The sequence below is a fragment of the Caballeronia sp. LZ032 genome, from assembly GCF_031451315.1.
In the GTDB taxonomy this organism is placed as follows: Bacteria; Pseudomonadota; Gammaproteobacteria; order Burkholderiales; family Burkholderiaceae; genus Caballeronia.
Genome location: NZ_JARUXP010000001.1, coordinates 2,667,960 through 2,689,901 on the forward strand (window position 1 = coordinate 2,667,960; position 21,942 = coordinate 2,689,901).

The 21,942-nt window shown below is 65.2% G+C and carries 15 protein-coding genes; 4 read left to right on the plus strand and 11 right to left on the minus strand.

Annotated elements, in window-relative coordinates; genetic code table 11:
• Positions 1-3,525, minus strand: a 3,525-nt coding sequence (locus QCE69_RS12525; RefSeq protein ID WP_309931019.1) for an ESPR-type extended signal peptide-containing protein, incomplete at its 3' end; no start/stop codon positions are given.
• Between the two features lie 436 nt (positions 3,526-3,961).
• Positions 3,962-6,256 carry an NADP-dependent malic enzyme gene (locus QCE69_RS12530; RefSeq protein ID WP_309918442.1) on the minus strand — a complete coding sequence of 765 codons (2,295 nt, stop codon included), beginning with the start codon at positions 6,254-6,256 and terminating at the stop codon, positions 3,962-3,964.
• Between the two features lie 253 nt (positions 6,257-6,509).
• On the opposite strand from QCE69_RS12530, the gene thiL reads away from it, so the two are divergent.
• Genes thiL through QCE69_RS12550 form a run of 4 tightly spaced genes read left to right on the plus strand, consistent with a single transcriptional unit; the run spans position 6,510 to position 11,906 of the window.
• Positions 6,510-7,520, plus strand: coding sequence for a thiamine-phosphate kinase (gene thiL / locus QCE69_RS12535; protein WP_309918444.1), 1,011 nt, complete (start codon positions 6,510-6,512; stop codon positions 7,518-7,520).
• Positions 7,510-8,031, plus strand: coding sequence for a phosphatidylglycerophosphatase A (locus QCE69_RS12540; protein WP_309931021.1), 522 nt, complete (start codon positions 7,510-7,512; stop codon positions 8,029-8,031). Before thiL ends, QCE69_RS12540 begins: the two co-directional genes overlap by 11 nt.
• 28 nt (positions 8,032-8,059) lie before the next feature.
• Positions 8,060-8,560: a CinA family protein gene (locus tag QCE69_RS12545; RefSeq protein WP_309918449.1), complete on the plus strand. Its 501-nt coding sequence runs from the start codon at positions 8,060-8,062 to the stop codon at positions 8,558-8,560.
• A gap of 16 nt (positions 8,561-8,576) precedes the next feature.
• Positions 8,577-11,906 carry a DEAD/DEAH box helicase gene (locus QCE69_RS12550; RefSeq protein WP_309931024.1) on the plus strand — a complete coding sequence of 1,110 codons (3,330 nt, stop codon included), beginning with the start codon at positions 8,577-8,579 and terminating at the stop codon, positions 11,904-11,906.
• Positions 11,907-11,915: 9 nt separating this feature from the next.
• Here the strand turns inward: QCE69_RS12550 and pyrF are convergent, their stop codons facing one another.
• The 9 genes from pyrF to QCE69_RS12595 form a co-directional block, all read right to left on the minus strand.
• Positions 11,916-12,728, minus strand: a complete 813-nt coding sequence (gene pyrF / locus QCE69_RS12555; protein WP_309931026.1) for an orotidine-5'-phosphate decarboxylase — start codon at positions 12,726-12,728, stop codon at positions 11,916-11,918.
• Between the two features lie 78 nt (positions 12,729-12,806).
• Positions 12,807-13,931 (minus strand): aldose 1-epimerase, encoded by a 1,125-nt coding sequence (locus QCE69_RS12560; RefSeq protein WP_309918458.1) that lies wholly within the window; start codon positions 13,929-13,931, stop codon positions 12,807-12,809.
• An 88-nt stretch (positions 13,932-14,019) separates the two neighbouring features.
• The gene (locus QCE69_RS12565; RefSeq protein ID WP_309931028.1) at positions 14,020-14,898 is read right to left on the minus strand and encodes an SMP-30/gluconolactonase/LRE family protein; all 879 of its coding nucleotides are present in this window, start codon (positions 14,896-14,898) and stop codon (positions 14,020-14,022) included.
• Positions 14,898-15,686, minus strand: a complete 789-nt coding sequence (locus QCE69_RS12570) for an SDR family oxidoreductase (protein WP_309918465.1) — start codon at positions 15,684-15,686, stop codon at positions 14,898-14,900. Before QCE69_RS12570 ends, QCE69_RS12565 begins: the two co-directional genes overlap by 1 nt.
• Positions 15,687-16,680: 994 nt before the next feature.
• Positions 16,681-17,697, minus strand: a complete 1,017-nt coding sequence (araH, locus tag QCE69_RS12575; protein ID WP_309918468.1) for an L-arabinose ABC transporter permease AraH — start codon at positions 17,695-17,697, stop codon at positions 16,681-16,683.
• A gap of 43 nt (positions 17,698-17,740) precedes the next feature.
• Positions 17,741-19,255, minus strand: coding sequence for an L-arabinose ABC transporter ATP-binding protein AraG (gene araG, locus QCE69_RS12580; RefSeq protein WP_309918471.1), 1,515 nt, complete (start codon positions 19,253-19,255; stop codon positions 17,741-17,743).
• A 60-nt stretch (positions 19,256-19,315) separates the two neighbouring features.
• The gene (locus tag QCE69_RS12585; protein WP_309809827.1) at positions 19,316-20,323 is read right to left on the minus strand and encodes an arabinose ABC transporter substrate-binding protein; all 1,008 of its coding nucleotides are present in this window, start codon (positions 20,321-20,323) and stop codon (positions 19,316-19,318) included.
• A 142-nt stretch (positions 20,324-20,465) separates the two neighbouring features.
• On the minus strand, positions 20,466-21,245 hold the full coding sequence (locus QCE69_RS12590) for an SDR family oxidoreductase (RefSeq protein WP_309918474.1): 780 nt from the start codon (positions 21,243-21,245) through the stop codon (positions 20,466-20,468).
• Complete coding sequence (locus tag QCE69_RS12595; RefSeq protein WP_309931030.1) at positions 21,242-21,931, minus strand: 2-dehydro-3-deoxy-6-phosphogalactonate aldolase; 690 nt, start codon at positions 21,929-21,931, stop codon at positions 21,242-21,244. The genes QCE69_RS12590 and QCE69_RS12595 overlap by 4 nt, the downstream gene beginning before the upstream one ends.
• Between the last annotated feature and the right edge of the window lie 11 nt (positions 21,932-21,942).

Sequence of the window (21,942 nt, forward strand, 5' to 3'; positions counted from 1 at the left end):
CCCGATGGCGACCGAGTCGAGACCGAGGGCTGTCGAATCCTCTCCGCTGCTGTTCGCGTGGAAGTACTTCGTGCCCGTGGCGACGATCGTGTTGATCGAATTGACCGCATTGTTGATGTCAGCGGCGTTCTGGTTGATTGCCTGATCGGCCGCGAAGAGTTGCGAGCCGTTGACGGCATCGGTCGAGCTGGCGGACAGGCGGCCCGCGGCGACATTCGTCACCGTGCGTTCCGCGCCCGACGAACCCACGGATAGCGTGCTCCCCGCGTTGCTGCCCGCGAACACGTAGTCCTTGCCGCCGAGCGTCGCGCCGGCGGTGTTCACCACGTTCGCCGTCGTCGAGTTGGCGCCGAGCGCGATGTCGTTCGCGTTGCTTGCCTTGGCGCCCGACCCCAGCGCGACCGACTTCGCACCGGCCGCGTTGCTGTTGCCGCCGAGCGCCGTCGCGCCGCTGGTCGCCAAGGCGCCATAGCCCATTGCCACCGCGAACTGTCCGGTGGTGCCTCCGCCCGTCGCACTGGCATAGCCGCCCACGGCGGTATCGCCGATATTTCCGGACCTGGAGTGGTTGCCGAGCGCCGACGAGAAGCTGCCATTGGCGCTTGCATTCACGCCGACCGCCGTGGCGCCGTCGCCGCCGCTTCCGGTCGCCTGCGCCATGCCGCCAATCGCCAGATCGCCATTGACCGACGTGGTGGCCTGGTATCCGATCGCCACGTTATTACCGCCCAGGGCCGTGGCGCTGGATCCGATCGCGATGGCTTCAAAACCCGAGGCCGACGAATCCGCTCCCGTGCTGTTCGCGTGGAAGTACTTCGTGCCCGTGGCGACGATGGTGTTGATCGAGTTGACTGCGTTGCTGATGTCGGCGGTGTTCTGGTCGATGGCCTGATCGGCCGCGTAGAGTTGCGAGCCGTTGACGGCATCGGTCGAGTTCGACGATACGCGGCCTGCCGCGACGTTCGTCACCGTGCGCTCCGAGCCTGCAGAGCCTACGGATACCGTGCTCCCCGCGTTACTGCCGGCAAACGTGTAGGCCTTGCCGCCGATCGTCGCACCAGTGGTATTTGTGACTGCGCCCGTGGTGGAGAAGGATCCGAGCGCCACCGAGTTGTTCGTTGACGCGGTGGCTCCGTAGCCAAGCGCCTCCGAAAAGCTTCCAGACGAATTCGCATGTTCTCCTATTGCCACGCCGCCATTGTCAGCGGACACTCGCGAATCGACACCGATTGCCACGCCATTCATCCCGCTCGCCGTGGCCACCGCGCCGATCACGGTGTTGTTGCCATACGCAGCGCTGTTTGCATTGGCCGACATACCGATGGCAATGCTGCGGCCGGTTTGAAAGTCGCCGGCGGACGTTGCAGTCAGCGCCTGCGCGCCCGCGCCGATGGCGATGTTGCTGGGACCAGACGCCCCGCCCGCGCTCGCGCCATTGCCCATCGCTATTGCGTCCTTCGCGTCCGACGATGCGCCCTGCCCGACGGCGATGGCATTCGAGCCTGACGCCACCGAATCCGCGCCCGTGCTGTTCGCGTGGAAGTACATCGAACCCGTGCTCTTGACGTTGTTGATCGCGGTGAATGCGTTGGCGATTTCCGTCGTGTTCTGGTTCACGGCCTGATCGGTGGCGAAGATCTGGGAGCCATTCACGGCATCCGTCGAAGTCGCCGACAACTGGCCGGCCGCGACGTTTGTCACCGTGCGCTCGCCGCCCGCCGAACCCACGGATACCGTGCTTCCTGCGTTGCTGCCGGCGAATGTATAGGCTTTGCCGCCGATCGTTGCACCCGTGGTGTTCACCACGGCCGCCGTGGTGGAGTTGGCACCCAATGCGACGCTATTCGTCTCGCTTGCTTTGGCACCGTAGCCCACTGCGGTTGCGCTGCTTGCGCTTGCCGTCGAACGTCCCCCGACCGATGACGCAGCGGTGGCCGAAGAGAGGGTGTTCGCCCCGAGCGCGAGTGCGTTATCGGCCGACGAAGTGGAGTCATAACCCAATACGATTGCTGCATTGACGTTGGCCAGTGCATTCACGCCCAGCGCCATCGTGCCCATCGCAGTGGCTTGCGCATTTCTCCCGATCGCCATGGCGGGATAACCGTACGCGCCACTCGTGGTCGCGTTCAAGCCGATCGCAATGTCCCCGGCGTATCCCGCTGTCGCCGCCTGCCCGATGGCAATCGCATTCGCACCCGCAGCCGTCGAATCCGCGCCTGTGCTGTTGGCATGGAAGTACATCGTGCCCGTGCTCTTGACGTTGTTGATCGCGGTGAATGCGTTGGCGATGTCCGTCGTGTTCTGGTTCACCGCCTGATCGGTGGCGAAGACCTGGGAGCCATTCACGGCGTCCGTCGAAGTCGACGACAACTGGCCCGCCGCGACGTTCGTCACCGTGCGTTCGCCGCCCACAGAACCGACGGATACCGTGCTTCCCGCATTGCTGCCGGCGAACGTATAGGCCTTGCCGCCGATGGTCGCGCCGGTGGAGTTGACGACCGCAGCCGTCGATGAGTTCGCGCCCAGTGCTACGTCATTCGCATTTCTGGCGTTTGCTCCGAAGCCCAAGGCCGTACCATTGGCTCCCGAAGCGGTGGTCCACGATCCGACTGCCACGCCATCGTTCGCCGACGTCAGAGCCTCGACACCAACAGCGGTCGAGTTAAAGCCGCCGGCGGTCGCTGTGGCGCCGATGGCCGTGTTGTTTCCCCACGAACTGCTTCCCGTGGCGTTCGCCTGATAGCCGATGGCCGTGCTTCGTCCGGTACCGTTGTTGTTGCCGCCGTTGCTTGCCGTTTGCGCCTGCGCTCCACCGCCGATGGCGATGTTGCCCCAGCCGGACGAGCCGCCTGCAACCGCGCCATTACCCATCGCGATGCCGTTCGAAGAGGATGCCGTCGCCGCCTGGCCGATCGCAATTGCATCTGAACCCGATGCCACCGAATCCGCGCCCGTGCTGTTGGCATGGAAATACGTGGTCCCGGCCGACTTCAGGTTATTGATCGACTGGTTCGTCGCGAACAGCTGCGAGCCATTCACCGCGTCCTGACTCGAGGTCGTGACGTCGCCCGCTGCCAGGCCCTTGATCTTGTGCGCTGTGCCCGTGCCGCCCAGCACGTTGTTCGCGCCGTTCATGTACAGGTCGCTCCACGAGTACACGCCGTTCTGGCCATACATCGTCACATAACCCTGCATCACACCGGTGATGAACGCGGGTTCGCTGGTGGTAAAGCCCGCGCCGTTATTGGTGAACAGCCCCCAGCCATTCTGCACACCGCCGGAACTCGGAATCGCGCAGACACTGCTGTTGATGCCGGTGTCCGTGCCGTTCTCGCAAATCTCGATGCCCGCCGCGCCAACAGTTGCCTCCGCCGGCAGACTGCCGCCGCCCAGCGCCATCGCCAGCGAGCTCACCGCTGCCGAGATCGCCTTCTGACTGCGCCTGGTTTTTCCCTTGGCGGTTTCGGGAGCCGCCACCCAGTTCCCGGTAGCCTCCGACCAAACAGTGCGGTGCGCCTTATTCATTTTCTGATCCTTATTAATTTGCCCATGGACACGACACGGAGAAAGCGACATGAATCACATCGCCCGGACGACGAAGGACCTTTGCTTCGTTTGATTCCGCTCGCGTGCGGGAACTCGTGTCAGCCGGATCGCATTCCGTCTGGAGTTCGTGCTGGAACATTAAGGTTCAGGACTAATCCCTGAAATGGCACGACTCTTAAAACCTCGGCGTGCCTCGGAGGCGTCTCATGGTGTGCCGGGAATGCGCTCAATCCCGCGAAGGCGCTTCGGCGGGACTGTCAAGGACTGTGCTGAAAAACTGCGCAGAGATTGGGACAAGGAATCGAACAGACGCCGCAGCGCTCAGAAACCCCGCAGCTCAAAAAAAAACGCGGCGGAAAAATCCGCCGCGCTCTACACCGCCATCTTGCGCCCGAAGCGCTCAGCTCGGCTTACCTCACCGCGCCGCCGACGCATCCGCCACCAGCAGCGCCGTCATGTTGACGATCCGCCGCACCGTCGCCGACGATGTCAGCACATGCACCGGCTGGGCCGCGCCGAGCAGGATCGGCCCGATCGCGATGCCGCTGCCCGCCGCCGTCTTCAGCAGATTGTAGGAGATGTTCGCGGCATCGATGTTCGGCAGCACCAGCAAGTTGGCATCGCCTTCGAGCGTCGATTCCGGCAGCACTTCCTTGCGCAGACGCGCATCCAGCGCGACGTCGCCATGCATTTCGCCGTCCACTTCCAGATCCGGCGCGCGTTCCTTCAGCAGGGCCAGCACGTCGCGCATCTTCTGCGCGGTCGGCGCGTTGCTCGTGCCGAAGTTCGAGTGCGACAGCAGCGCGATCTTCGGCACGATGCCGAAGCGCCGCACTTCTTCCGCCGCCATGATCGTGATTTCAGCGAGCTGCTCCGGCGTCGGGTCCACATTGACGTGGGTATCCACCAGGAAAATCTGCCGGCCCGGCAGCACCAGCGCATTCATCGCCGCATAGACGTTCGCGCCTTCCTTGCGGCCGATCACCTGATCGATGAAGTGCAGATGCCGGTGCGTCGTGCTCACCGTGCCGCAGATCATGCCGTCGGCTTCGCCTTTCTTGACGAGCATCGAACCGATCAGCGTCGTGCGCCGGCGCATTTCCAGTTTGGCCATCTGCTCGCTGATGCCCTTGCGCGCCATCATCTTCGCGTAGGTCTGCCAGAAGTCGCGATAGCGCTCGTCGTGATCCGTATCGACCACCGTGAAATCCACGCCCGGTGTCAGGCGCAGGCCGAACTTCTGGATGCGCTGCTCGATCACCGCCGGCCGGCCGATCAGAATCGGCTTGGCGATCTTCTCGTCCACCGCGATCTGCACCGCGCGCAGCACGCGCTCTTCCTCGCCCTCGGCGAATACGATGCGCTTCTTCTCCGGCTCCACGCTGCGCGCCAGCTGGAACACCGGCTTCATGGTCGTACCGCTGTGATACACGAACTGCTGCAAGTGCTGTTCGTAGGCGTCCATGTCCTCGATCGGACGCGTCGCCACGCCGCATTCCATCGCGGCCTTCGCCACCGCCGGCGCGATCTTCACGATCAGGCGCGGGTCGAACGGCTTCGGAATCAGATACTCCGGACCGAACGACAGATCCTGGATGCCGTAAGCGGTCGCGACGATATCGCTCTGCTCCTGACGCGCCAGTTCCGCGATCGCGTTCACCGCTGCGACTTCCATCTCCTTCGTGATGACGGTCGCGCCGACATCCAGCGCGCCGCGGAAGATGAACGGGAAGCACAGCACGTTGTTGACCTGGTTCGGGTAATCGGTGCGGCCCGTGGCCAGTACCGCGTCCGGACGCACTTCGAGCGCGAGTTCCGGCAGGATCTCGGGCGTCGGGTTGGCGAGCGCGAGAATCAGCGGCTTTGCGGCCATCCCCTTGACCATGTCCTGCTTGAGCACGCCGCCTGCCGAAAGGCCGAGGAACACGTCGGCGCCTTCCATCACTTCGGCCAGCGTGCGCGCGCTGGTTTCGCGGGCAAACAGTTCCTTGTCCGGGTCCATCAGTTCCGTGCGGCCCTTGTAGACCACGCCGGCCAGGTCCGTCACGAAAATGTTCTCGCGCTTCATGCCGAGATCGACGAGCAGGTTCAGGCAGGCCAGCGCCGCCGCGCCCGCGCCGGACGCCACCAGCTTCACTTCGCCGATGTCCTTGCCGACCACTTTCAGGCCGTTGGTGATCGCCGCCGCGACGACGATGGCCGTGCCGTGCTGGTCGTCGTGGAAGACCGGGATCTTCATGCGCTTGCGGCACTCGCGCTCGACGATGAAGCAGTCCGGCGCCTTGATGTCTTCGAGATTGATGCCGCCGAAGGTCGGCTCGAGCGCGGCGATCACGTCAACGAGCTTGTGCGGATCGCTTTCGTTCAGCTCGATATCGAACACGTCGATGCCGGCGAACTTCTTGAACAGCACGGCCTTGCCTTCCATCACCGGCTTGGACGCGAGCGGTCCGATGTTGCCGAGGCCGAGCACGGCCGTGCCGTTCGACACGACGCCGACGAGGTTGCTGCGCGCGGTGAAGCGCGCGGCGTTCAGCGGATCCTCGACGATGGCCTCACACGCGAACGCGACGCCCGGCGAGTACGCGAGCGCGAGGTCGCGCTGGTTGATCATCTGCTTGGTCGGGGCGATGGCGATCTTCCCCGGGACGGGAAATTCGTGATAGTCGAGCGCTGCTTCGCGCAACTTGGTATTGGCGGGAGTCGTCATAAGGCGGGCCAGTGGTGCGGGATTTAGAATGGAAGTTCGAACGCATTGTAGCGCCAATCAGCGGGCGTTTCGGGCAGCGGCCCGTGCATTTCGGCTACAACTGCCATGACCGGAAAAGGTCTGATCGCCCGGCCAGGCAAGGCTCGCCGCCTGTCGTTCGATTTTTTTGAGATGTGCCGCGGGCGCCCGAGGGCGACGGCGGGCGCGCCTCGTTCCGTTCTTGCAGCGCACAAAAAACCCTTCACGGCAGACCATGCTTTCCGAGTTTTCACTGATCGACCGATACTTTGCCCGCCGCGCGACGGCGCCCGCACCGCGTCATGACGATGCCGCCGCGACGCCGCTCGGCATCGGCGACGACTGTGCGCTGATCGCGCCGCCTGCTGGCAGCCAACTGGCCATTTCGACGGACATGCTGGTGGAAGGCCGCCATTTCTTCGCCGATGTCGATCCGGCCGCGCTCGGGCACAAGGCGCTCGCCGTGAACCTCTCCGACCTGGCCGCGATGGGCGCGCAGCCGCATGCGTTCACGCTGGCGCTGGCCTTGCCGCGCGCCGACGAAGCGTGGCTCGCCGCGTTCAGCGACGGGCTGTTCGCGCTGGCGTCACGGCACGGCTGCGCGCTGGTCGGCGGCGACACCACGAGCGGGCCGCTCAATCTCTGCATCACCGTATTCGGCGACGTGCCGCACGGCATGGCCCTGCGCCGCGATGCCGCACGTCCCGGCGATGACATCTGGGTGTCGGGCACGCTCGGCGACGGGCGCGCCGGTCTCGGCCTGCTGCGCGGCGAGTGGCAGGCGCCCGATGCCGCCGCGGCCGCTGACTGGCGCCGCGCGCTGGAGCGGCCCGAGCCGCGCATCGCGCTGGGGCTGGCGCTGCGCGGCGTGGCGCATGCGGCGCTCGACATCTCCGACGGTCTCGCCGGCGACCTGATGCACATCCTGAGACGCTCGCGGGTGCGCGCCGTCGTCGATGCCGATGCCGTGCCGTGCTCCGACGCGCTGCGTACGATGCCCGATGCCGTGCGCCGCCAGTGCGCGCTCGCCGGGGGCGACGATTACGAACTCTGCTTCACCGCGCCGCAGTCGGCGCGCGACACGCTCGCCGCGATCGCGCAGCGCGTGCAGGTGCCGCTGACGCGCATCGGTACAATCGAATCTCCGGATGAATCCGGGGATGCGCCCGCCCTCGCCTGGCGCGATGCCTCCGGCGCCCCGCTCTCCCTGACGTTGCAAGGCTTCGATCATTTCCATGCAGACTGACCCGACCCTCGCGGGCGAAACCGCGGCGCCGCGCCGCGCAAGCGCGCGCTTCATGCTCACGCATCCGCTGCACATCCTGTCGCTTGGCTTCGGCAGCGGGCTGTCGCCGGTCGCGCCCGGCACCGTCGGCACGCTGTTCGCGTGGCTGTCGTTCGTCGTGCTCAATCCGTACCTGACGGTGGCGGAATGGGGCGCGCTGATCGTCGTGGGCTTTATCGCCGGATGCGGGTTCACCGGCTTCACCGCGACCAAAATGGGCATCGCGGATCCGTCGCCGGTCGTGTGGGACGAGATCGTCGCGTTCTGGCTCGTGCTGCTGCTCGTCACGCCCGCCACCTTCACCGGGCAGATGTGGGCGTTCGTCGTGTTCCGCTTCTTCGACATGGTGAAGCCGCCGCCCATCCGCTATTTCGATCGCCATCTGAAAGGCGGATTCGGCATCATGTTCGATGACCTCGTCGCGGCGTTCTTCACGCTGCTCGTGATCGCGCTGTGGCGCATGACCGTCTGACTTCCACCTTCACCTTCGGATCTCTGCCATGCCAACCGACACCGTCGTACACCAACTTGCGATCCGCGTCGGCAACGCCCTGCGCGACGAGCGGCTGATGCTCGCCACCGCCGAATCCTGCACCGGCGGCATGGTCGCGGCCGCGATCACGGACATTTCGGGCAGCAGCGCATGGTTCGAGCGCGGTTTCGTCACCTATTCGAATCTGGCGAAGACGGAAATGATCGGCGTGCCCGCTGCGCTGATCGAGCAGCACGGCGCGGTGAGCGAGCCGGTCGCGAAGGCCATGGCCGAAGGCGCGCTGCGCAACAGCCGCGCGCAGGTTTCGGTGTCGATCACGGGGGTGGCGGGCCCGGCGGGCGGCAGCGAGGCGAAGCCGGTGGGCACGGTGTGCTTCGGCTGGAGCAACCGGCTGCACACGACGGTCGAAACGGTGTTGTTCAAGGGCGACCGCGATCAGGTGCGCACCCAGGCGGCGGCGCACGCGCTGCGTACGCTGCTGGAGTTCATCGATCAGCGCGAGCGTTGAGACACACGTTCATCGTATGAGCAAAGCACGCAGCGACGCGCCCCGTCCCGTCCGTTTCACGCGCGACCAGGTGGCCCGCTGGATGGGCCCGAAGACATTCGACAAGGCGCTCGGCTACGTCCGCGCCGTCGCCGACATCAGTTGGGAGGGAAACATTCTGCGCGCGCAGGTCAAGGGCACGCAGGCGCGGCCCTACGCAGTCGAAATCTCGCTTCACGAGGAGCGTCCGCACGGCTATTGCTCGTGTCCCGTCGGCCATGAATGCAAGCATGTCGCGGCGACGCTTCTCGCCTGCCTGGAGCGTGAGGACGAAGCCGCGCGGAACGGCGTGAGCGTTGAAGTCGGGCAATGGCTCACGCGCTTTCGCGCGAGCGTTCAGGCGGTCCAACTGGCGCAGGCGAAAGCGTCGAAACCCGCGACGGGTGCGAAACACCAGATTCTCTATGTGCTCACGCTGCCGTTTTCCACCGCGGCAAGCCTCGAACTGACCCTGCTGAAAGCGCGACTCGGCGTCGACGGCGACATTCGCGCAGTCGAACCGTGGTACCCGAACTACGCCGCGTGGAACAGCCCGCCCCGCTTCGTGACCCCTGAAGACGACGCCATCGCTCGCGCGCTGCGGTCGGAGCGTCAAGCGGCGAACCATGGTTACGCGTTGTGGGCTGCGCGCGGAGCGAAGATCTGGCACATGATGCTGACGACCGGCCGCCTCTACTTCGAAGCGAATCCCGGCGCCATGCAACTGCTCGAGCCGCTGCGAGAGGGCGCGAGCCGCCGCGCGAACATCGAATGGAATCCGCACGGCGACGACATGATCCTCGCGTCGCTCGAAACCGAGCCCGAATCCAACGTCGTGCTGCCGACCGAGCCGGCCTGGTACATCGACCTCGTCACGAGCGAAACCGGCGTCATCGACGCGCCGATGCCCGACGCGCTGCTCGCCGATTACTTGTCCATGCCCGCGCTGACCCCGCGGGAAGCGAACCTGGTACGCGCTGCGCTCGCCGAATGCGCGCCTGAACTGCCCGCCCCGCCAGAGGACGGCGACATGGGTATGCGCACGATCGAGGCCGAGCCGGTTCCGGTGCTGACGCTCGACACGCTTCTGCTCGATGCGCCCGGCAGGCTCGACATGCCTCCGACCGAACTCGACCTCGCGCGCCTCGAATTCGACTACGACGGCGTCAAGATCGCGGCGAACAGTCCGCACATGCTCGTGCGGCTCGCGGGCGGTGAACTGGCTCGCGTCGCGCGCCGGCGCGTTGCGGAAAACAGCTGCGCCCAACGCCTGCTCGACAGCGGTCTGAAGCCGGTCTCCGGTGCGCCCGTCAGCCACGATGATTCACCCTGTGCGGGCGCCTTCTTCATGCCGGACCGGGACGCGTGGCCGGGCTTCGTCGAACAGGACGTGCCCGCGCTGCATGCAGCGGGCTGGCGCGTGGTGATCGCGCCCAATTCGCGCTTCGACCGTGTCGAGATCGACGAAATCGATGCCACCGCGCGCGCCTCCGAAGACGGCTGGTTCGATCTCGAACTTGGCATCATGGTGGAGGCGGAGCGCGTGCGTCTCGAACCGCTGCTCGCCGAACTCTTCGCACGCGACCGTCGCTGGCTCAACGGCTCGATCGACATGATCGACGACCGCCATGCCATCGAATTCCGCACGCAGACGGGCCGTCGTTTCGAGTTGCGCGCAGCCCGAATCAAGCCGCTCGTGCATGACCTGCTCGACCTGTTCGACCGCACCGGGCCCGGCGCTGCGGCGCCCCTGCGGCTGTCGGCGCTGGAGGCCGGCCGCCTTTCCGGAACGAACCTCGCCGGAACGAATGACAAACAGCGCTGGCAGTTCGATGGCGACGCGTTGCTCGTCAAGCTGGCGCAACGGCTGGGCAGCGCCGCCAGACCGCGACGCATCGAGGCCCCGCGCGGCCTGCACACCACGCTGCGCGACTACCAGCGCGATGGACTCGACTGGATGCAGTTTCTGCGCGAGCACGACCTCGCCGGCGTGCTCGCCGACGACATGGGCCTGGGCAAGACCGTTCAGACGCTCGCGCACATACTCGTCGAGAAGGAAGCGGGCCGGCTCGCGCAGCCGGCACTGATCGTGGTGCCGACGACGCTTGTCAGCAACTGGATCGAAGAAGCGCGGCGTTTCGCGCCCGCGCTGAAAGTGCTGGATCTGCATGGGCCGCGACGCCATGAGCGTTTTGCGGAAATCGCCGCACACGATTTCGTCGTGACGACGTATCCGCTCGTCTGGCGCGATCAAGACACATTGGCGCAGCACGACTTTCATCTGCTGATCCTCGACGAAGCCCAGCAGGTCAAGAACGCGTCGAGCAAGGCGGCGGGCGCGCTGCGCACCTTGCGCTCGCGGCATCGGCTGTGCGTCACCGGCACGCCGCTCGAGAATCATCTGGGCGAACTCTGGTCGCAATTCGATTTTCTCTTGCCCGGGTTTCTCGGCACGCAGAAGGAGTTCTCCTCCCGCTGGCGCAGGCCGATCGAAAAGCTGAACGACACCACGCGCCGCGCTCTGCTTGCCCGCCGGATCCGACCGTTCATGCTTCGTCGCCGCAAGGACGAAGTCGCGACCGAACTGCCGCCCAAGTCGACGATCGTGCGCCGCGTCGAACTGGAAGGGCCGCAACGCGACCTCTACGAAACCGTGCGCGCCGCGATGCAGAAGAAAGTGCGCGACGCCGTTGCAAAACAGGGCGTCGCGCGCAGCCATATCCTGATGCTCGACGCGTTGCTCAAGCTGAGGCAGGTCTGCTGCGACCCGTCGCTCGTCAAAATGCCCGGCGCGAAGAAGGGACAAGGTTCGGCGAAGCTCGCCCTGCTGCTGGAGATGCTGCCGGAACTCATTGAAGAGGGACGGCGCGTGCTGGTGTTCTCGCAGTTCACGGGAATGCTCGCGATCATCGCGCATGCGCTCGATCAGGCGGGCCTCGCCTACGTGACGCTGACAGGCGAGAGCGTCGACCGGAAGACGCCGGTGCGGCGTTTCCAGGCGGGCGAGGTACCGATCTTCCTGATCAGCCTGAAGGCGGGCGGCGTGGGGCTGAATCTGACGGCGGCGGACACCGTCATTCATTACGATCCGTGGTGGAATCCGGCCGCCGAGAATCAGGCGACGGATCGCGCGCACCGCATCGGACAGGACAAGCCGGTGTTCGTGTACAAGCTCGTCGCGGCCGGAAGCATCGAAGAAAGGATTTTGGCGATGCAGGAGAGCAAGGCGGCGCTTGCGGCGGGAATCCTGTCGGCGAACACGAGCCTGACGCAGATGTTTTCCGCCGAGGATCTCGAAGCGCTGTTCGAACCTATCCCCGGCGAATGAGGCGTCGCGTTACCGATACTGATTGATGCTGTCGCGCGTCTTCTTCGCCGCATCGGCTGCGGCCTGCGCGTAGTCATCGCCCTTGCCGGCATAGATGATCGCGCGCGACGAGTTGATCAGCATGCCCGCGCCGTTCGCGGTGCGGCCGGCGCGCACGGTTGCCTCGACATCGCCGCCTTGCGCGCCGATGCCCGGAATCAGCAGCGGCATGTCCCCGACGATGCCCCGCACCGTTTCGATTTCCTTCGGGAAGGTCGCGCCGACCACGAGCCCGAGCTGCCCGCTCGCGTTCCACTTCTCCGCCGCGAGCCGGGCGACGACCTGATACAGCGGCTGGCCGCCGGTGGTGAGGAATTGCAGGTCGGAGCCGCCCGGATTCGACGTGCGGCACAGCACGATCACGCCCCGGCCCTCGTGTTCGAGATACGGCTGAATGGAATCGAAACCCATGTACGGATTGACCGTCACGGCATCGGCGCGATATCTCTCGAAGGCTTCCTTCGCGTATTGCTCCGCGGTGCTGCCGATATCGCCGCGCTTTGCATCGAGAATCACGGGAATGCCGGGATGGCGCTCATGAATGTGCGCAATCAGCGCTTCGAGCTGGTCTTCGGCGCGATGCGCGGCGAAGTAGGCGATCTGCGGCTTGAACGACGACGCATAAGACGCGGTGGCATCGGCGATGGACTTGCAGAACTCGAAGATCGCGTCGGAGCGGCCGTTGAGCGCGCCGGGAAACTTCGTGGGCTCGGGATCGAGGCCGACGCACAGCAGCGATTGAGTCCGCGACCACGCGGTCTGGAGGGTCTGGAGAAAGGACATGGCGGGGATTTCGTTGAACGTCGATGCGCCGCATTTTAACGTGCGGCGCAGCGCTTCCCCTTCCGCTTCATGACACGTTCAACGCGCGGCGGCCGTGCGCGTGCGTGCCTTGGCTCCGGCCCGGGTCTTCGGACGGCCGCGGCGCGTGGCCTCGCCGGTCCGTTCGACGGTGAAGCGGAAGGTCCGCGTCAGCCGTTCGCCCGGTTCGAGCGCGGTCATGCCGTGTGCTTCGGCGCCGCCGGGCAGGTTCACTGCGTTGATCGGGTGATCGACCGGTTCGAAGCAGAAGAAATCCTCGCCGGGCGGCGCATAGAGCACGTAGTAATCGGTGTCGGCGGCGATGGTCAGCGACAGCCGCCGCTTCGGCCACAGCACGCTGGTGCGCCCGCTCCAGCCGGTGAAGGCGTTGTTCACCATGGCGGTGGGCATCGGATAGGCGACGCCGAATTGCCACGCGGGCGGCGCCGGCACGTGCCGCACGGGAAGCCAGTCGTCGCCGCACAGCCACAGGCCGCCCGCCGCCGCCGAGAGTTCGGTGTCGGCCTCGCGCATCAGGAACGGATGCAGGCCGAGCCCGAAGGGCAAGACGGCGTCGCCGGCGTTCTCGATCTCGAGCGTGACGAGGAGGCTCGCTTCTTCCAGCGCAACCATCTGCGCCGCGCGAAAGGCGTACGGCTTGCCGTCGCTGCGATCGAGCGTCAGCCGCACGCGTCCGCCGTCCTCGCCGTCCGCGCGTCCCTCGTTTTCCACGTCCCACGCGCCGAGCCAGCCGTCGCCGTGCAGCGGCAGCGGTTCGCCGGCACGGTTGCAGGGCACGTCGATGGCGCGGCCCGAGAACTGGAAGCGCCCGTTGCCGATGCGGTTCGAATACGGCAGGAGCGGATAGCACGCGAGCTGATTGGGATCGGTGTCGGGTCCAGGCTCGATGCATGGCCGGAAGATCGGCACGAGCGCGCCTTCGTCGCGCCAGTCGAAGCGCGTGATGCCGCCGCCCAGCGCGGGTGCGAGTTCGAGCCGGAGATGCGCATTGGAGAGCGTGATGCAGCCTTCGGTGCGCGTGCCGCCCATGGCGATGACGGCCGTGGCCGGACCCGGCCGCACTGGCGGCTCGGTGGCGGCGGCCAGACGCGAGCGGCGCGCCTGGGCTTGCAGCTGGGACGTCGATGCAGGATTCGGTCTGGGTTCTGTGCGGGCAACAGTCATGACGCGTGCTCCATCGAGGGGCGAAAAACCCGGCGCGGCCGGGACGGGTCGGGCGGCGCGTCATCGCGCGCCGCCTCGAATGCTGTTGTCAGGCGCGGCCCGCGAATGCCGTTTCCGGGAGGCCGCGCACGCCGGGCGTCGCGACGAACACGCCGCCTGCGTGGGCATCGCGACGCAGTGCGTCGTCATCGAGCCCGATGCGTGCGCTCGTCACGAACAGTGTGGCGAAATCCGGGCCGCCGAACGCGGTGCAGCTCGGCTGCGTGGTGGGCACGTCGATGCGTGCCGTCTCGCGGCCGTCGGGTCCGTAGCGGACGACGCGCGCGCCGCCCCATTGTGCGTTCCAGAGGCCGCCGTCGGCGTCGACGATGGAACCGTCCGGCACGCCGGTCATGTCGGTCAGTTCGACGAACACGCGGTCGCCGGTGAAGTCAGGATAGTGGCACGCGCGGATCTGGCGCGTCGGTGAATCGCAGTAGTACATCGTCTTGCCGTCGGGCGCGAAGCCGATGCTGTTCGAGATCGCGCACGCGCCGAGCGGCAGTCGCTCCAGCGCAAGATCCGGGTTGAGCCGATAGAACCCGCCCACGGCTTGCGCGTCTTCGACGTCGTGCTTGGTGCCGAACACGAAGCGTCCGTCGCGGTCGCAGCGGCCGTCATTGAGACGGGTGGGCAGACCGGCTTCGACTTCCATGATGGTGTCGATGCGGCCGGTTGCGATCTCGTAGAACGCGAGCCGCGACGCGAGGCCGAGCAGCAGAAAGCGTGTGTCGGCGCAGGGCGTGAAGCACGCGAGCCGCTCGGGCATGTCGAACGACTCGCTCGAACCGTCGAGCGGATTGCAGCGCCATAGCCGGGCGCCTTCGATGTCGGTCCACCAGAGGCGGTGGCTGGCCGCGCACCAGGTTGTGCCTTCGCCGAGGGCGCATTGGCTGTCGATCAGGAGCCGGGCATGGGAGGTGTCCATCAGGCCCAGCCTCCGTCCACGATGATGTCCTGTGCGGTGATCATGGCGCTGTCGTCGGAGGCGAGGAAGAGCGCGGCGCGCGCGAGGTGTTCCGGCAGCAGTTCCCCGCCGATGCATTGGCCTTGCTTGATGGCTTCGCGGCCGGCGTCGTCGAGCCAGAGGCGCTTTTGTTTTTCGGTCATGACCCAGCCTGGCACGAGCGTATTGACGCGGATGCCGAACTTGCCGAGATCGCGGGCGAGGCCGCGTGTCATGCCTTGTACCGCCGACTTGGCGGTGGTGTAGACGGGGAAGTTGCCTTGCTTGAGCATCCAGCTGATGGAGCCCAGGTTGATGATGGAGCCGCCGCCGAGTTGCTTCATGTCGTCGATGACCGCCTGTGCGGCGAAGAACTGATGACGGATGTTGACGGCGATGCCTGCGTCGTAGGATTCGGGGGTGACGTCCTCGATGGCGTGACGTTTGTCGTTGGCGGCGTTGTTGACGAGCACGCCGATGGGGCCGAGGGTGCTGCGGACATCGGCAATGCCTTTGCGCAAGGCGTCAATATCGGTGAGGTCGACGTTCAGGAACGTCGGGCGGGTTTGGTGTTGCTGCAGTGCCGCGCCGAGGCGGTCGGCGAGTGCTTCTCCCGCTTCTGTGTTGATGTCGAAGAAGGCGACTTTCGCGCCTTGGGCGAAGAAGTGTTCGACGAAACCCTCGCCGATGCCGGTCGCGCCGCCGGTGATCAGGATTGTTTTGCCTGACAGGCTGGGGTAGGTGGCAAGTTTGGGTTCGGGTTGGGGCATGGTTTTGAGGTCAGTGGATGGGTTGGTTTGCCCCTCGCCGGGGCGGGGGTCTTCGCTTGCGGCCCTTCGCGTGGTCTGTTTCTCTCGCCTGCGCTTCTATGGACTTCCCGGTTTCGCGTCGGTCTATTAGCAGTGCCCCTTCCCGGGGCGAGGTTCTGCGCTTGGCCCTTCGCGTGGTCTGTTTCTCTCGCCTGCGCTTCTATGGACTTCCCGGTTTCGCGTCGGTCTATTAGCACTGCCCCTTCCCGGGGCGAGGTTCTGCGCTTGGCCCTTCGCGTGGTCTGTTTCTCTCGCCTGCGCTTCTATGGACTTCCCGCTTTCGCGTCGGTCTATTAGCACTGCCCCTCCCCGGGGCGGGGGTAACTTTCTTTGCTGCTGCAAAGAAAGTCACCAAAGAAAGCAGCTTTTTTCTCGCCCAGCGTCATTTAGCGGCACGACACAGAACCATGTTTCTGGCACTGCAGTAGAGAGTGCCCTCATAGGCCACACCGGGCGTGGATCGCGGACCCACTATGCAACCGCGCCCTCAATCAAACTGGTACAGCCCCTCAAAGCTCCGGCGCTGCGCTACGCGCCGCCGACCGGTCAATCAGGGATGCCAGTGCACTCTTGCTAACGCGTCCATCTCATTGCTCCTGCGTCCCCTGCCTCCCGCCGGTTTCCCTTGCATACCTTACGGCAGCGCGTAGCGCTGGGCCGGAATTTTCAGGTGCTGCACCAGTTCGTTAAACGGCAGTTTGTCTCAGTGGGTCCGCGATCCACGCCGGGTATGGCCTGTGAGGGCACTCTCTAGTGCCGGGCCAGTGAGGCATTTCTGTGTCGTGCCGCTAGTGGACCTTGGGCGGTAAGAAAGCTGCTTTCTTTGGTGACTTTCTTTGCAGCGGCAAAGAAAGTTACCCCCGCCCCGGGGAGGGGCAGTGCCAATAGACCGACGCGAACACAGGTATTCCATAGAAGCGCGAGCAGAGAACCAAGCGCAAGCAGAAGCAAAACATCAATCCCGCGAACCGCGATTCTTCAACTGATCGAGCAAGACTGCAGCAAGCAAAATCGCCCCTCTCACAAGATACTGATAAAACGCATCGATATTGAGAAGATTCATCACATTCTCAACCGTGCCCATAATGAGCACGCCAATCACCACGCCAGAGATCGTCGCCCGTCCGCCGAGCAGCGACACACCCCCCAACACACAAGCCGAGATCACGTTGAGCTCGAATCCTTGAGCAGCATTCGGCTGCCCCGACGTAATCCGCGATGCAAGAATCACCCCCGCCAGCGCCGTCACCGCGCCTTGAATCAAAAAGATCCAAACCCGCGTCCGCTCGACATTAATCCCCGCAAGCCGCGATGCCTCCGGATTACCCCCAATCGCCAGCGTGTTACGCCCATACACAGTCTGGTTGAGCAATACGCCAAAAACGATGAAACACGCAAGCGTGACCCAGATCGGCAGGGAAATCCCGAACATCGCAAGCCCGCCAAGCGCAATGAATGTATCCGACGACACACCCACCGCCTGCCCGTGCGACACGATAAAACCCAGTCCACGCACGATCTCCATCGTGGCCAGCGTCGTAATCAGCGCGTTGATCCGCAAGTACGCAATCACCGCCCCATTGACGAAGCCGATCACCGCACCCGCCGCCACCGCCGCAACAATCGCAATGGCCGTGTTATCCGTCGCGTTCAACACCATCGCGCACAACACACCCGCAAACGCGATCGTCGAACCCACCGAAAGGTCAAAGTCCCGCGACGCAAGACAGAACATCATCGTGCACGCGACCATGCCGATCTGCGAAATCGACAGCGCCAGACCCAGCATGTTCTCGATCGAAAAGAAGTGATCGACCGTCAGCGACATCGTCACGAACATCACGACGAAGATCACGATCAAACTGTATTCCGTGATCTGCTGCCACCACTTCTGCTTGTCACTCTTCTGCGGGATCAGCGTGCTCGCCACCGTCTCGGCCGCCTGCCCCACGATGTTTTCTCTGGCTTCCATGTTTGACTCCTCTCTTGTCCTGTTCCGTCGCCGTCCGCCCGGCTCACGCCGCCTGCGCGACGCTGTCCGACTGCGGCAGCGCCAGACTCAGCACCGCCTGTTCATTCGCCTTCTCACGCGGCAGTTCGCCCGCAATGCGCCCCTGCCGCATCACCACGATGCGATCCGACACACCCAGCACCTCCGGCAACTCCGACGAAATCATCACGATCGCGCAGCCACGCTCCGCAAGCTGATAGATGACGTTGTAGATCTCATGCTTCGCGCCGACATCGATGCCGCGCGTCGGCTCATCGAGAATCACCACCTTGAGATCCGGCTCCGCCAGCCAGCGCGACAGAATCGCCTTCTGCTGGTTGCCGCCCGACAAAAAGCGGATGCGCTGCCGGCGGCTCGGCGTCTTGATCTTCAGCAAGTCGATAAACCGGTCCGCCGTCTGCGCTTCCTTCTTCCGGTCGAGAAACAAACCGCCGCGCAGATAATGCCGCCGGCACGAAATGTTGATGTTCTCGGCAACCGTCGCCATCGCGACAATGCCCTCCTCCTTGCGGTCCTCCGGACACAGCACGATGCCGTGACGAATCGCCTCGCCGGTGCTGCGCACCTTGATCGGCTGGCCGTCGAGCGCAATCGCGCCGTCCTTCTTCTTGTCCGCGCCGTAGACGAGATGCATCAGTTCGCTCCGGCCCGCACCCACCAGCCCGAAGAACCCGACAATCTCGCCACGCTTCACCTCGAAGCTCGCCGGCGCGCTCAAGGCAGCGCCCTGCACGTTCTTCACCGAGAAACGCACGTCGCCGAGCGGCCGCGCGCGGTAGTTGTAGATATCGCTGATCTCGCGGCCGACCATCTCCTGCACCAGCGTGTCGCGCGGCACGTCGGCGAGCGACAGATGCGAGGCGATCTTGCGGCCATCGCGGAAAATGGTGCACGCGTTGCACAGCTCGTAGATCTCGTCCATGCGGTGCGAGATGTAGATCAGCGCACGGTTGTCGGCCTGGAGATCGCGCACCAGCTTGAACAGCACCTCGGTCTCGCGATGCGAAAGCGAGCTGGTCGGCTCATCCAGCGCAATCACGCGCGCATTGCGCAGCAGCGCCTTGCAGATCTCCACCATCTGCCGCTGCGCGATGGAAAGCTTGCGCAGCTTCGCGTTCGGATCGAGATCGACGCCCATCGCCGCGAGCCGTTCGGCCACGTGCTTCCGCGCCGCGCGCTTGTTGACCCAGCCGAGCCGGTTCGGCAGCGCGCCGAGCAGCAGGTTCTCGGACACCGTCAGGTCCGGCACGTACTGCAATTCCTGGTGAATCACCGCGATGCCCGAGGCGATCGACGCCGCCGCGCTAGCGAAATGCACTTCCTTTTCATCGATGAGCACGCGCCCCGAATCGGGCTGGTACTCGCCGCCGAGAATCTTGAGCAAGGTCGATTTGCCCGCGCCGTTCTCGCCCATCAAACCGTGAACTTCGCCGGCGTTGACGTCGAACGACACGCCGTCGAGCGCGCGCACACCTGGAAACACCTTGCCGATATTGTCAAACCGCAGCGTCGCTGACACATCGCCTCCTGATTTCATCGGCGGGCCACGCATGCGCGGCCCGCTTGCTGCACGAAAGTCTTAGTTCGATGCCAGACCCATTTGCTGACGCACCGACGCAACGTTGTCACGCGTCGCCAGCATGCCGGTCGTGAGCGTCAGCGGCGGCGGCGCCTTGCCGTCCTTGATCCATGCGTACATCAGTTCGGAGGTCTCTTCGCCGTGACGCTTCGGGCTGATGATGACGGTGCCGAAGAAGCCGGTCGGGTTCGGCTTCTTGAACTCGTTCAACGCCGAGTCCGAACCGCCAATGCCGATGCCGATCATGTTGTCCGCCTTGAAGCCCCGGCCTTCCGCCGCGCGCACCGCGCCCAGCACGCCTTCGTCGTTCAGCGCATAGGCCACCCAGTGCTTGAACTGCGGGTTCTTCGTCAGCGCGATGTTGGCCGCGTTGAAGGCGTTCTCGGTGTCGGTCTTCGCCTGCGGCGCCATCACGATGTTCGCCTTCGGGAAGCCGGCGGCGACCAGCGCGTCGGTGGCGCCGGAGGTGCGGTCATGCGCGGTCGGCAGCTGTTCGTAAGTCACGTCGATCGCGCCGACATCCTTCATGTCCCAGCCGCGCTTCTTGATCTCGGCGGCAATGCCGTCGCCCACCTGCTTGCCGATGTTGTAAGCCGAAATGCCCATGTGCGGCACGGATTCGATCGGCTTGCCCGAGCCGTCGACGAGACGGTCGTCCACGGTCATCATCTTGAGCTTGTCGGCCTTCGCCTTCGCGACGATGCCCGGCCCGAGCTTCACATCGGGCGTGCAGATGATGAAGCCCTGCGCCTTCTGCGCAGCGAGGTTGTCGATGGCGCTCATCACCTTCTCACCCGACGGCGCGCCGATCTTCACGAGCGTGAAGCCCTTCTCCTTCGCGGCCATTTCGGCGAACTTCCACTCGTCCTGGAACCACGGCTCTTCCGGCTGCTTCACGAGGAAGCCGATCTTGACGTCGTCGGCGGCCTGCGCAACCGGCGCCGCGATCATGGAGGCGCTTGTGGCCGTGGCGGCAGCGATCAGCGTGAGGAACAGTCTGCGTTTCATCTTGTGTCTCCTGACTTTTTCCGTTATTTCAAAGATGCCCGCGTGCGGGCGCTACGAAGCTACGAAGGTGTGCGGCCGCTTTTTCTCATGTGTGATGTCGCACAGCGGCCAGTGCGTCATTCGTCCGGATCTGTCTTCTGCATCAGTCGTGATACAGCGCGCTGCGCCCGCCATCCACCGTGATGCAGCTCGCGTTGATGAACGGCGCCTCGTCGGACGCCAGGAACACCGCCGTCATCGCCACTTCGCGCGGCTGGCCGATGCGCTTCATCGGCTGCAGGTCGAGCGTCGCCTGGCGCGCGGCCCGCGGATCGTCCTGCGCATCCCACCAGTCCAGCGTCAGCTGCGTCTCGATGTAACCCGGCGCAATCGCATTCACGCGCACGTTGTTCGGCGCGTACTCGATGCCGAGCGCACGCGTCAGGCCGATCACGCCGTGCTTCGCCACCGGATACGGAAAGCAGCCCGGAATGATCTTGAAACTGTGCGTCGACGCAATGTTCACGATGCTCCCGCGCCCGCGTTCCACCATGCCCGGCAGCACCGCGCGGCAGCCGTTCCACACGCCGTCGAGATCGACGGCGAAGCAGCGGCGCCAGTCGTCGTCGGTCATGGTGAGCGGATCGCAGAACACGTTGATGCCCGCGTTGTTCACCAGCACGTCGAGCGGGCCGAGCCGCGCTTGCGCCTGCTCAACCGTGTCCTGCACCGACGCGCTCTGCGTCACGTCCGTGCGCAGCGCGATCACGCGCGCATGGTTCGTTTCCGCCGCAATGCGTTCGGCCGTGGCCTGCGCGGTGTCGATGTCGAGTTCCGCCAGCACCACCGCGGCGCCCTCGCGCGCGAAGGCCAGCGCGATCGCGGCGCCGATGCCGCGTCCCGCGCCGGTGACCATCGCCACCTTGCCGGCGAGGCGGCTCATTTCTTTTCGCCTCCATGTTCACGTCGCGCCAGTGCCAGCCCGTCGATGAAGGCCTTCGCGTGATGCGCGGTCACTTCGGCGCTCTGGCCCGGCTTGTACAGCGCCGAGCCCAGACCGAAACCGTTCGCGCCGGCCGTCAGGAACGGCCCCATGTTGTCCGGCGCAATGCCGCCGACCGGCACCAGCGGCACCTCTTTCGAAATCACCGCGCGCCAGGCCTTCGTCACGGTCGGATCGAGCTGCTCGGCGGGAAACATCTTCAGCACGTCCGCGCCCGCTTTCAGCGCGAGAAACGCTTCGTTCGGCGTCGCGACGCCCGGCGCGCACGCCATGCCCTGCGCCTTCGCGGCACGGATCACGTCGGCGTCGCTGTGCGGCATCACGATCAGCTCGCCGCCCGCCGCCTTCACGTTGTCGACGTAGCTCGGATGCAGCACGGTGCCCGCGCCGACAATCGCGTCGTCCGGCAGCGCCTGGCGGATGGCCGCGATGCTGTCGAACGGCTGCGGCGAATTGAGCGGCACCTCGATGATGCGAAAGCCCGCCGCATAAAGGGCACGGCCGTGATCGGCGGCTTCGGCCGGCGTGATGCCGCGCAGGATCGCGATCAGCGGACAGGCGGCGAACGCCTTGGCCAGGCCGCCGTGCATGCCGTACGGCGCGGGCAGATTGATGGGAGGCTGCATGTCTCGTGACT